We start from the raw sequence: 11,950 nt of genomic DNA, 5'->3' as shown, positions 1-11,950 counted from the left end.
GTATTATAGCCGATATTTTGGCCAATCAAAGGTTTTAAGCCGTTGAAATCGTTGGTGAGAGCGTCGGGGTTCGAACCCGAGACCTACTGATTAAAAGTCAGTTGCTCTACCAGCTGAGCTACGCTCTCCCTCTCCGCGGGTGTGCCCACCCCGGCTGGAAGTGGGCGGAACATAGGCAGGCGACCCATTGCGGTCAACCGAAAAATTTGCCTTTTTCCGGCGGTCGGCACATTTCTTGCGGGCGTGAGGGTGTCTTGTCTTGCGCGCGCAAAAAGGTGATTGGCAATCCCGGGTCTGCAAAGCTAGGAACATCACGCAGATTGCAGCCGGAGAGAATGCGTGTCGATTGCCGATATTTCCTTGTGGAGCGCGTTGATTGCCGGGGCGCTTTCCTTTCTGTCGCCCTGCGTCCTTCCCCTCGTCCCGCCCTATCTCTGCTATATGGCCGGCATTTCGGTCGAGCAGTTCCGCGGCGGTGGTGCGGTTGCGGTGGCACCCGACATCAGGCGCGGTGTGTTCTTCTCGGCACTGCTCTTTACGCTCGGCTTTGCCACCGTCTTCGTGGCGCTCGGCGCCGGTGCTTCCAGCATCGGCATGGCGCTTCGCCAGCATCTCGACCTCCTGTCGAAGATCGGCGGGCTGATCATCATCGTCATGGGGTTGAATTTCCTCGGCCTCTTTCGAATCGGGGTACTTGCCCGCGAGGCGCGCTTCCAGAGCAGCGGCAAGCCGGCGACGCTGACGGGCGCCTATATCATGGGCCTTGCCTTCGCCTTCGGCTGGACGCCCTGCATCGGCCCCGTGCTTGGCGCCATCCTCGGTGTTGCCGCCTCGCGCGAGACGGTCGGCTCCGGAGCCGGGCTGCTCGCCATCTATTCGCTCGGCCTTGCCATCCCCTTCTGGATCGCCGCCGGCTTTTCCGGCGCCTTCATGCGCTTCCTGTCGCGCTTCCGCCGCCATCTCGGCACGGTGGAAAAGGTGATGGGCGTCTTCCTGGTGCTTACCGGCCTCGCCTTCCTGTTCGGATGGGTCAGCAATGTGGCGATCTGGTTCCAGCAGACCTTTCCGATCCTGATGCAGATCGGCTAGGCCACGGGTTGCCGATTTCCAGACTATGCAGCAGGCTTGCCGCGTTCGCTGATCTGATCGACTCCGCCCTCATCAGCACGCCGCCGGCAGTAAAAGCGAGGCCCGCACCTATGCCGTGGTATGGCTTGCCCTGTCCCTCGGCCCCACCCGCCCTTATCCCTCGACCCAATCGATCGCAAACACGCCTCCATGTAGCGTCGTCGATGCCGTGTTTAAGGCGGCGGTCAGAAGGAGACGAACATGAACCTTGAGACAAAGATGAGCCTGGACAACACTGCACACACCGGCAGACCTCGGCTCGACGAATTGGTTCCGTCGCGCTACGCGGTGCAGGTCGGCGAGATTGAGGTGCTGGTGGTCAGCGATGGCGTGCTACCGCTCCCAACCGCGATGCTGGGACACAACATCGATCCATCAGTCCGAGCGGCCTGGCTGAAAGACATGTTCCTGCCGCAGGACGCCTTCGACTGGGCACTGAACGTGGTCGTGGTGCGCAGCGGCGACCAGACCATACTCCTCGACGCCGGGCTGGGGCTCGACCCCGACTTGCACCTGCCGCGGGCCGGGCAGCTGATCAAGCGACTGGAGGCCGCCGGCATCGATCTTGCGTCGGTGACCGACGTGGTCCTGACCCACATGCACATGGACCACATTGGCGGGCTGCTCGTCGACGGGGTGAAGGACCAGCTGCGTCCGGACCTGCGGATCCACGTGGCGGCCGCCGAGGTCAAGTTCTGGGAGGCGCCCGATTTTTCCCGGGTCTCCATGCCGCCGGGGTTCCCGGACGCGCTTCGGGCGACCGCCAAGCGGTTCGCCAAAGAGTATCACAGCCATTTCAGGCTGTTCGATGACGAGTACGAGGTGGCGCCGGGCGTGGTCGTCCATCGCACCGGCGGGCACACCCCCGGGCACAGCGTGATCCGCCTGGCGTCCGGCGGCGACAGGCTGATGTTTGCCGGCGACGCCGTGTTTGCGGTCGGGTTCGAACACCCCGACTGGTACAATGGCTTCGAACACGACCCCGAGGAGGCAGTCCGCGTTCGCCTCCGTCTTCTGCGGGAACTGGCGGATACCGGCGAGCAGCTGGTGGCCACTCACCTGCCGTTCCCGTCTGTCGGCCGGGTGGCGGCCGACGGCGACGCCTTTCGCTGGGTAGCGGCCTTCTGGGACTACTGATCGCTTGTTGGGTTGGGATCTTAGAGCGTGTACTCATCGCGTGAATGAGTCCACGCTCTACTGGTTTGTTTTTTGAGCACTTCCGAACGCTAAACCGCTACACAGTTTCGCAGGAACTGCTCTTGTTACTGCGCAATTCCGGACGCAAAACCGCTACACACTTTTGCTGGAATTGCTTAAGTCAGATCCAGACCCGCCGATCACTCCCGCGCCCTGGAAGACCTCTTGGCCGATATTGTCAGCCTGCTTTTGCCGTTCTTCGGCCTGATCCTGATCGGTTACATCGCCGCCAAGGCGACCAAGCAGCCGGCCGAAGCGCTCGGCTGGCTGAATACCTTCATCATCTATGCCGCCCTGCCCGCTCTGTTCTTCAAGCTCGTCTCGCGCACGCCGATCGAAGAGCTGACGCGCGTCGATTTCATCGTCACCGATATCGCGGCGACCTATGCGGTCTTCATCCTGCTTTTCGTCATCGGCCGCGTCGTGCGCGGCAATTCGCTCGCCAACTGCACCATCCAGTCCTTTGCCGGCGCCTATGGCAATATCGGCTATATGGGGCCGGGCCTGGCACTCTTGGCGCTCGGCGAAGGCGCGGCCGTGCCGGTGGCGCTGATCATCTGCTTCGAAAACGCGCTGCATTTCATCGTGGCGCCAGCGCTGATGGCGGCGGCCGGCGACGACAAGCGTTCAACAAGCCAGCTTGTCGCCGATATCGTGCGGAAGGTCGCGCTGCATCCCTTCATCCTGTCGACGGCGCTGGGCTTTGCTGTTGCCGCCTTGCACATCGACCAGCCGCCGGCGTTTCAGCGCCTGGTCGATTACCTCGCCCAGGCGGCGGCGCCCTGCGCGCTCTTTGCCATGGGGGTGACGCTGGCGCTGCGGCCGCTGAAGCGGATCCCGGCTGAGATCTCCTATATCGTGCCGGCGAAGCTGATCCTGCATCCGATCGCGGTTTTCATTGCGCTGACAGCGGTTGGTGGTTTCGAGCCAGTGTGGATCCAAGCGGCCGTGCTGCTTGCCTGCCTGCCGACTGCGACGAACGTCTTCGTCATCGGCCAGCAATATGGCGTCTGGCAGGAACGCGCCTCGGCGACGATCCTGATCACGACGGTGCTTTCAGTGGTGACGGTTTCGCTCTGGCTGATCGTGATCCGATCAGGCCTTCTTCCGCTTCAGCTTTTCCCGTAGCGCATCCGGAATATCGCGGAAGCCGCGGCCTGGTTCGATGCCCTCGCGCATGACGATGTTGCGCAGCGGCGGTATGGCCGAGAGGATATGCAGGCCGGCAGCCCGCAGCATCTGGACGGGCAGGAAATCCGAGAGCAGCGACCGATTGAGAATATCGACGCTTGCCGTGCGCGTCATGATGTCGGCGCGGCGCCTGCGGTCGAAGCTTTCGCCGGCGTCGGCCGGCACCGGCAATTCCGCCCGGTCGCAGAGGATATCGGCAAGCGCCATGATATCGCGCAGGCTGAGGTTCAGCCCCTGCGCCCCGATCGGCGGGAAGACATGGGCGGCCTCGCCGATCAGCGCGATTCGCCCCTTGCCGAAACGATGCGCCATCATACCGGAGAGCGGCCAGACCTGGACGCCCTCCTCAACATCAACCTTGCCGAGCATGGACTGCATGCGCGCCTCGACAAGAGCGCCGAGCTCGGCAAGCAGCAATTCCGAGCGGCTCGCCGCCTCAGCGGGATCCTGCACCCAGACGAGGCTGGAGCGGCTTCCCGGCAGCGGCACCTGGGTGAAGGGGCCGTGTTTGGTGTGGAATTCGGTCGAGATGTTCTGGTGCGGCAGCGAATGGGCGAAATTCAGCACCATGGCCGATTGCGGATAGGACCAGTTGCGCACGGTAATGCCGGAGGTCTCGCGCAGCTTCGAGCTGCGGCCATCGGCGCCGACCGCAAAATCGGCCGACAGCGTCTCGCCGCCGGTAAGCCGGATCGAGACAGCCTCGGCTGATATTTCGATCGATTCGGCCATATCGGTGAAACGGGTGATATTGCCCTCGCCGGCTGCAACCTCTTCGAGAATGCCGGTCAGCGCCTTGTTGGGGAAATTGTAGCCGAAGGCATCGAGGCCGACCTCGGCCGCGCGGAAGGTGGTCGTTGGCGCGCGCAGCAGCCGATCGGTGCCGTCGACGATACGCATGCTGGTGAGAGGAGCGGCTGCGGGGCGGAGCTTTTCCCAGAGCGCCAGGCGGTCGAGGAAGCGGATCGATTGATCCATCAGCGCGGTGGTGCGCCGATCCTCTTTCGGAGCGAGGGGTGCCACCAGCGCCACGTTGCGACCGCCGCGCGCCAGCGCGATTGCGGCGATCATGCCGGCGAGACCGCCACCGATCACCGCCACTTCGAATCTCTTCATACTACTCTTCCGCCATCGTAAAACGGCGGACCGGCCGCTTATGCGGCCGGCTTCGCCTGACGGCGCCAACTATAGCCCTTGCCGGCTTCGGCGTCACGCACCGCCGGCTGATAATGATGGGGAATGGCGGGAAGACGGTTTTCGGAAAGCCGCTTCAGCGCCGTGGCGTTGGTGACGGAAAAGCTGTCGATGCCGACGCGCAGCATCAGCGGCACCTGATCGATCAGCACGTCGCCGACGGCACGCAGCTCGTTGGTGTAGCCGAGGCGCTGGCGCAGCAGCGAGGCATGGCTGAAGGCGCGGCCATCGTTGAAAGCCGGAAAGGCGACGGCGACGATTTCGAGGCGATCGAGATAGGGCTCCAGCCGGCGCACATCGTCGGCCGGCTTGATCAGCACGCCGAGGCCGACATCGTTGCTTTCGTCGGCCCTGGCGATCAATTCGTCGAGACCGAGCAGCGGCTTCTGCTCCTCGGTCGCCTTCACCTCGTCGGTCTCGATCACCCAGGGATCGTTTTCGACAAAACCGGTTTCTCTCCAGATCTTCGTCATCATCCCCTCCTTATGCCGCTTCGGCGGCCGAGCCGTAGAGTGCAGTCTTGAACGGCTGCGGTCCGACGCGGCGATAGGCGGCGAGGAAGTTCTCGGATTGGTCGAGGCGCAGGCCGAGATAGGTGTCGACGATCGTCTCGATCGCGTCGGTCACCCGGTCCGGCTCGAAGCCGCGGCCGATGATCTCGCCGATCGAGGTATGTTCGTCGCCGGAGCCGCCGAGCGTGATCTGGTAGAGTTCGGCGCCCTTCTTCTCGACACCGAGCAGGCCGATATGGCCGACATGGTGATGGCCGCAGGCATTGATGCAGCCGGAGATCTTGATCTTCAGCTCGCCGATCTCGGCCTGGCGTTCGGCATTGCCGAAGCGGCGGGAGATTTCCTGCGCCAGCGGAATGGAGCGCGCATTGGCGAGCGCGCAGTAGTCCAGCCCGGGACAGGCAATGATATCGGTGATCAGGCCGGCATTGGCTTCGGCGAGATTGATGGCGACGAGGCCGCGATAGACGGCTTCGAGATCGGCAAGCGCCACATGCGGCAGGATCAGGTTCTGCTCATGGCTGACGCGGATTTCGTCGAAGGCATATTCCTCGGCAAGATCGGCGATCGCATCCATCTGCGCATCCGAGGCATCGCCCGGAATGCCGCCGATCGGCTTCAGCGAGATCGTCACCATGCCGTAATCGGGGTTCTTGTGCGGCTGCACGTTCTGCTGGACCCAGCGGGAGAAACCGGAATCGGCCTTCTTCCAGCGGGCAAGGTTTTCCCAGCCTTCGGCGCGTTCGGGCAGTGCCGGCGGCGCGAAATAGGCAGCGATCGACTGCACGTCCTTTTCCGGCAGCTTGAGCTCGGTATCCTTCAGCGCGGCGAATTCGGCTTCCACCTGGCGCGTCAGCTCCTCGGTGCCGGTTTCGTGCACGAGGATCTTGATGCGGGCCTTGTATTTGTTGTCGCGGCGGCCGTGCAGATTGTACACGCGCACGATGGCCGTGGTGTAGGAGAGCAGGTCTTCCTCGGGCAGGAAGTCGCGGATCAGCTTGGCGATCATCGGCGTACGGCCCTGGCCGCCGCCGACATAGACGGCAAAGCCGATCTCGCCCTTGTCGTTCGTCTTCACGTGCAGGCCGATATCATGGACCTGGATCGCAGCGCGGTCACGCTCGGCGCCGGTGACGGCGATCTTGAACTTGCGCGGCAGGAAGGAGAATTCCGGGTGGACCGACGACCACTGGCGCAGGATTTCGGCGTAAGGACGCGGATCGGCGATCTCATCGGCGGCAGCACCGGCGAAGTGATCGGCCGTGACGTTTCTGATGCAGTTGCCCGAGGTCTGCAGCGCATGCATCTCGACGCTGGCAAGATCGGCGAGCGCATCTGGAATATCGGACAGTTTCGGCCAGTTGAACTGCAGGTTCTGGCGCGTGGTGAAGTGGCCATAGCCGCGGTCATAGGTGCGGGCGATATGGGCGAGCATGCGCAGCTGGCGCGCGCTCAGCGTGCCATAGGGAATGGCAATGCGCAGCATGTAGGCGTGAAGCTGCAGGTAGACGCCGTTCATCAGGCGCAGCGGCTTGAACGCATCCTCGGCGAGCTCGCCGGAAAGGCGGCGCTCGACCTGATCGCGAAACTGCTCGACGCGCTCGGTAACAAAGGCATGGTCAAATTCGTCGTAACGGTACATCGTCTTCCTCAGACTGCAATGAATTCGGGATCGGCAGGAGCGTAGCCCGGGGCATATTCCATGGTCGGCCCTTGCGCACGGATGCGCTCGCGAAGGCGAAGCGGCCAGAGAATGCCGTTGGTTTCCTGAACGTCGACGACGGCGACGTCAACCACCTCGTTGTCGGCATAGGATTTCTTGCCGATCGCCTCCAGCGCCGCAACGGCCTCGGCATGACGGGCAACAAGCGCCTCCTGCAGTGAGGTGGACCACTTCCCATTCGCATCCAGCCAGACGGCAATGCCGTCCGTCAGCCGGTTGGCGGTCAGAACCTTGTCACCCATATTCAGCTCCTTGCAAGTTCCTCGAGCCGGGCGTTTGCGCGCACCAGGGGCTCGGACAGTTCGAAATTGGCGCCGGCGACCGCATCGCCGATGATGACCATGACAGGCCCTGTTAATTCGTCGCGGTGCTGCAGATCGGGCAGATCGGCGAGCGTGCCATGCAGCAGGCGACGATCGGCGCGGCTGGCATTTTCGATGACGGCAACGGTGGTTTCGGCGGGAATGCCCGCCTGCATCAGCCGCTCGGCGACGGAGGCAGCAACCGTGCGGCCCATATAGACGGCGATCGTCGCGCCGGAAACGGCAAGGCTTGCCCAATCGGGCAGCACGTCGCCGGTGAGATCATGGCCGGTCGTGAAGACCAGCGAGGAGGCGACGCCGCGCAGCGTCAGCGGCAGCTCGAAATCGGCAGCGGCGGCGAAAGCCGAGGTGATGCCTGGCACGACCTCATAGGTGATGCCGGCAGCGCGCAGTGCCGCCATCTCTTCCCCTGCCCGGCCGTAGACCAGGGGATCGCCGGATTTCAGACGGACGACGCGCTTGCCCTGACGGCCGAGATCGACCAGCAGGTCGTTGATCTCTTCCTGGGACTTCGAGTGGCAGCCCTTGCGCTTGCCGACGGAAAGCCGCTCGGCATCGCGGCGGCCCATATCGACGATCGTCTGCGGCACCAGCGCGTCATAGACGATGACATCGGCTTCCATCATCACGCGCTGGGCGCGCAGCGTCAGAAGATCCTCGGCACCCGGACCGGCGCCGACCAGCCAGACGTGGCCGGCGACCTTGTCCATCGCGTGCAGCAGCCGATCGGCGGCATGGCGGGCCTGCGGCAGGTTGCCGTTGGCGACCGCATCGGCAACGGCACCGGAGAAGAAACGGCGCCAGAAGACCCGGCGGGAGACGCCTCTGGGAATCAGTTGTTCGACGGCCTTGCGGTAGCTCGTCGCCAGCCCGGCAAGGCGGCCGAGCGAGGGCGAAAGAAGCTGGTCGATCTGCGCGCGGATCATCTGCGCCAGAACCGGCCCTGCCCCTTCGGTGCCGATCGCAACGGCGACGGGCGCGCGGTTGACCAGCGCCGGCGTGAAGAAATCGCAGTAATCGGGCTGATCGACGGCATTGGCCGGAATTCTGGCAGCGCGGGCGGCATCGACGATGCTGCGGTCGTCGGCTTCATTGCCGGTTGCGGCGAAGACGAGCGCTGAACCCTCGACCTGTTCGGCGGAGAAGGCAGCGCGCACGGTCTCGATACGGTTGGCGATCAGGAAGGCGTGGTAATCGGCCTCCGGCCGGTCGGCATAGGCAATGATCCGCGCCTTTGTGTTCAGCAGCAGCCGCACCTTGGCGAAAGCTTCGTCGCCATTGCCGAAGACAGCCGTCTTCTGGCCTTCCACGCGAAAGAAGGCGGGAAATACCGAAAGCTGTTCAGTCTTGGGAGGCATCATCAATCCACTTCGAAGTTGCCGGAATATGCCCTTGATCGACAAGGGATTGAAGGAACAGAAATTCGAAAGGCCAAGCAAGCAGGTATTCTTTTGCTCGCGCCGTCAGTGATTTGAGAAAAGTCACCCGTGCTGCCAAAAAGCCGCATATTCCCAGCCCGCTTGCTGCAGCGCAGTATAAAGCCTGTGACAAAAGACGTCCACCGCTGCTTCACGCATTTCACTCGCGCCGCCAAGGCGATAGACTGAGGAAAACTGGAGGGCCCTCATGCCTGATAAGACCATTGCCTCCCGCCTGCTTCAGGTCATGGAAGACGATATCCTGCCGCTGACGGAGCGTGGCGTTTCGCTGGGGAATAAGGTGTTCGGTGCGGCGATCTTAAGGAAATCCGATCTTTCGCTTGTCGTCGCCGAGACCAATAACGAGCTGGAGAATCCGCTCTGGCATGGCGAGGTGCATACGCTGAAGCGTTTCTATGAGCTTGGCGACAAGCCGCCGACCAAGGATCTGATCTTCCTGTCGACGCACGAACCCTGCACCATGTGTATGTCGGCGATCACCTGGGCGGGCTTCGATAATTTCTACTATTTCTTCAGCCATGAGGATTCCCGCGACGCCTTCGCCATTCCGCACGACCTGAAGATCCTGAAGGAAGTCTTCGGGCTTGAACCCGGCGGCTACCGCAGGCAAAACGCCTTCTGGAACAGCTTTGCCATCGCCGATCTCGTCGAGACCGAGGAGGCCATGCTGAAAAACACGCTGAAGGCGCAGACCGCCCGCATCAAGGCGCGCTACGACGCGCTGTCGACCAGCTACCAGTCGTCGAAGAGCGCCAACAATATTCCACTGAACTGAGGGGCACTGAACTGAGGGCCTCTGAACTGAAGCCTGCTGAACCGAGGCAACATGCAACCTTCCAAAGACATTTCGCGGCTGATCGAGATCATGGCGGCGCTGCGCCATCCCGAAACCGGCTGCCCCTGGGACATCGTGCAGAGTTTCGAGACGATCAAGCCCTATACGATCGAAGAGGCCTATGAGGTCTCCGACGCGATCGAGCGTGGCGATATGGACGATCTCTGCGACGAACTGGGCGACCTGCTGCTGCAGGTGGTCTTCCACGCCCGCATGGCCGAGGAGGCCGGCGAATTTTCCTTCGGCGACGTGGTCAACGCCATCACCGCCAAGATGATCCGCCGCCACCCGCACGTCTTTGCCCGCTCGGCGGCGGATACGCCAGACGCGGTGAAGATACAATGGGACGAGATCAAGCAGGCGGAGAAACGCGAGCGCGCCGAGCGGCGCTCACGGCGCGGCATCACCGAGGACTTCAACAGCGGCTTCCTCGGCTCGGTGCAGCGCAGCTTCCCGGCTCTGACGGAAGCCCTGAAGCTGCAGGAACGCGCCGCCAAGGTCGGCTTCGATTGGTCAGCACCCGAGCCGATCCTCGACAAGATCGAGGAGGAGATCGGCGAATTGCGGGCAGCCCTTCGCGAAGGCGATCAGGCAAAGGTCAGCGACGAGCTCGGCGACCTGATCTTCGCGGTCGTCAATATCGGCCGGCATGTGAAGGCCGATCCGGAACAGGCAGTGCGCGGAACGAATACGAAATTCCGTCGTCGGTTCAGCCATATAGAACAGGTTCTTGAAGCAGAAGGCGAGACGCTGAAAGACGCGACGCTGGAGCGAATGGAGGAAATCTGGCAGGCGGCGAAGGCGATCGAGAGAGCGATCGTGGAGGAGTGAGTTATCGCCTGTCCGGTTCGTGCAGATGGCTGCCCCTCACCCTAATCCTCTCCCCGTAAACGGGTAGAGGGGACGTGCCATACCAGAGGTGCGCGAGAGCCGAGACATTGCGGCTTGTCCCTTCGCCCCGTTTACGGAGAGAAGGTGGCGGCAGCCGGATGAGGGGCTGGTCTCGTCGACCTTACCGCTCCCAATATTCCTTTGAAGACTTCGGGCCGCTGCCGATGCGACGCTCGAGTTCGGTCGCCTCGGTTTCGGAGAGGCGCAGATCGAGCGTGATCGTGCCGTCCTCATTATCCTCGCGGCCGTCGACGATTGCATGATCGTAAAGCCAGGGCAGCAGCGCCAGCTTGTCGACCGGAAGGCGGATCGTTGCCACGGTCATGACGCCGGACAGTCTGCGGCTGATCTCTTCCATCAGCGTGTCGACGCCCTCGCCGCTGACGGCTGAAACCGCCACCACGTTGCTGGCGCCGGCCGATTTCTGCACCATGGCATCGTGCACCTCGGGCTCCAGCCTGTCGATCTTGTTCCAGACTTCGATGAGGCGCTTTTCGGCTTCGGCCTCGTCGATGCCGAGGTCGTTCAGGATGCGCATCACGTCGGAGCTCTGCGCCTGGTTGTCGGCGTCGGACATGTCGCGGACATGCAGGATGAGATCGGCTTCCAGCACCTCTTCCAACGTCGCCCGGAAGGCGGCGACCAGATGGGTCGGCAGGTCGGAGATGAAGCCGACGGTGTCCGACAGGATGACGGTGCGGCCGTGCGGCAGTTTCATGCGCCGAAGCGTCGGGTCGAGCGTGGCAAAGAGCATGTCTTCGGCCAGCACGCCGGCGCCGGTGATGCGGTTGAACAGCGTCGACTTGCCGGCATTGGTATAGCCGACCAGCGCCACGATCGGGTGCGGCACCTTGCGGCGCTTGGCGCGGTGGAGCTGGCGGGTGCGCACGACCTGCTCCAGCTCCCGTTCGAGCTTGATGATGCGGTCCTGCAGCATCCGCCGGTCGGCTTCGATCTGAGTTTCACCGGGGCCGCCCATGAAGCCGCCGCCGCCGCGCTGGCGTTCAAGGTGGGTCCAGCTTCGGACCAAGCGGCCCTTCTGATAATTCAGATGGGCGAGATCGACCTGCAGCGTGCCTTCCTTGGTGGAGGCGCGGCGGCCGAAGATTTCGAGGATCAGGCCCGTCCGGTCGATGACCTTGGCGTTCCATTCCTTTTCGAGGTTGCGCTGCTGCACCGGCGTCAACGGATGATCGACGATGACGAGACCGGAATCGCGCTCATCGAGCAGCGCCTTGATCTCCTCGATCTTGCCGGTGCCGAGCAGTGTGGCCGGTCGCGGATCATTGACCGGGACGATCGAGCCATTGACGACATCGAGATCGATCGCCTGGGCAAGGCCTGTCGCCTCTTCGAGACGGCTTTCCGGCGTGCGGGTCGAGGCCGATTCACTCTGGCCGCCGCGACTGCGCGATTTCAGAACCGGCACGACGACAGTCGCGCGCATATCGTCCCTGTGCTTGGCGGCCTCAGGGATGATCGAATCGTTCTTGGTATCGCGTGTCGAAATGACGGCT

General features: G+C 63.0%; 11 protein-coding genes and 1 tRNA gene. 5 read left to right on the top strand and 7 right to left on the bottom strand.

Annotated features, from left to right (window positions below):
- Positions 1 to 52 precede the first annotated feature (52 nt).
- Positions 53 to 128, bottom strand: a tRNA-Lys gene (locus CUJ84_RS08925).
- Between the two features lie 211 nt (positions 129 to 339).
- On the opposite strand from CUJ84_RS08925, the gene CUJ84_RS08920 reads away from it, so the two are divergent.
- From CUJ84_RS08920 to CUJ84_RS08910, 3 genes are all read left to right on the top strand, one after another.
- Positions 340 to 1,089: a cytochrome c biogenesis CcdA family protein gene (locus CUJ84_RS08920; protein ID WP_105005911.1), complete on the top strand. Its 750-nt coding sequence runs from the start codon at positions 340 to 342 to the stop codon at positions 1,087 to 1,089.
- A gap of 240 nt (positions 1,090 to 1,329) precedes the next feature.
- Complete coding sequence (locus CUJ84_RS08915; RefSeq protein ID WP_105005910.1) at positions 1,330 to 2,265, top strand: MBL fold metallo-hydrolase; 936 nt, start codon at positions 1,330 to 1,332, stop codon at positions 2,263 to 2,265.
- A 225-nt stretch (positions 2,266 to 2,490) separates the two neighbouring features.
- Positions 2,491 to 3,453 (top strand): AEC family transporter, encoded by a 963-nt coding sequence (locus CUJ84_RS08910; RefSeq protein WP_105005909.1) that lies wholly within the window; start codon positions 2,491 to 2,493, stop codon positions 3,451 to 3,453.
- Here CUJ84_RS08910 and CUJ84_RS08905 read toward each other — a convergent pair.
- Genes CUJ84_RS08905 through cysG form a run of 5 tightly spaced genes read right to left on the bottom strand, consistent with a single transcriptional unit; the run spans position 3,421 to position 8,626 of the window.
- A complete protein-coding gene (locus CUJ84_RS08905; RefSeq protein WP_105005908.1) occupies positions 3,421 to 4,632 on the bottom strand; it encodes a UbiH/UbiF family hydroxylase in 1,212 nt (403 codons plus the stop codon). The genes CUJ84_RS08910 and CUJ84_RS08905 overlap by 33 nt on opposite strands.
- Before the next feature lie 38 nt (positions 4,633 to 4,670).
- Entirely contained in the window at positions 4,671 to 5,183 is a 513-nt protein-coding gene (locus CUJ84_RS08900) for a DUF934 domain-containing protein (protein WP_062943183.1), read from the bottom strand.
- 10 nt (positions 5,184 to 5,193) lie between these two features.
- Positions 5,194 to 6,864: a nitrite/sulfite reductase gene (locus tag CUJ84_RS08895; protein WP_105005907.1), complete on the bottom strand. Its 1,671-nt coding sequence runs from the start codon at positions 6,862 to 6,864 to the stop codon at positions 5,194 to 5,196.
- Positions 6,865 to 6,872: 8 nt separating this feature from the next.
- Positions 6,873 to 7,187 carry a DUF2849 domain-containing protein gene (locus CUJ84_RS08890; protein ID WP_011651871.1) on the bottom strand — a complete coding sequence of 105 codons (315 nt, stop codon included), beginning with the start codon at positions 7,185 to 7,187 and terminating at the stop codon, positions 6,873 to 6,875.
- A 2-nt stretch (positions 7,188 to 7,189) separates the two neighbouring features.
- Positions 7,190 to 8,626 (bottom strand): siroheme synthase CysG, encoded by a 1,437-nt coding sequence (cysG, locus tag CUJ84_RS08885; RefSeq protein ID WP_105008129.1) that lies wholly within the window; start codon positions 8,624 to 8,626, stop codon positions 7,190 to 7,192.
- A gap of 268 nt (positions 8,627 to 8,894) precedes the next feature.
- On the opposite strand from cysG, the gene CUJ84_RS08880 reads away from it, so the two are divergent.
- A complete protein-coding gene (locus CUJ84_RS08880; protein WP_105005906.1) occupies positions 8,895 to 9,482 on the top strand; it encodes a deaminase in 588 nt (195 codons plus the stop codon).
- 51 nt (positions 9,483 to 9,533) lie between these two features.
- Positions 9,534 to 10,373 carry a nucleoside triphosphate pyrophosphohydrolase gene (gene mazG, locus CUJ84_RS08875; RefSeq protein WP_105005905.1) on the top strand — a complete coding sequence of 280 codons (840 nt, stop codon included), beginning with the start codon at positions 9,534 to 9,536 and terminating at the stop codon, positions 10,371 to 10,373.
- 181 nt (positions 10,374 to 10,554) lie between these two features.
- Here mazG and hflX read toward each other — a convergent pair whose 3' ends face one another.
- Positions 10,555 to 11,880, bottom strand: coding sequence for a GTPase HflX (gene hflX, locus CUJ84_RS08865; RefSeq protein WP_105005904.1), 1,326 nt, complete (start codon positions 11,878 to 11,880; stop codon positions 10,555 to 10,557).
- Positions 11,881 to 11,950 lie beyond the last annotated feature (70 nt).

This window comes from Rhizobium leguminosarum (genome assembly GCF_002953715.1).
Classification (GTDB): domain Bacteria; phylum Pseudomonadota; class Alphaproteobacteria; order Rhizobiales; family Rhizobiaceae; genus Rhizobium; species Rhizobium leguminosarum_V.
The sequence above is the reverse complement of the archived record's forward strand: the minus strand, read 5'-3'. Positions and strand labels throughout refer to the sequence as shown.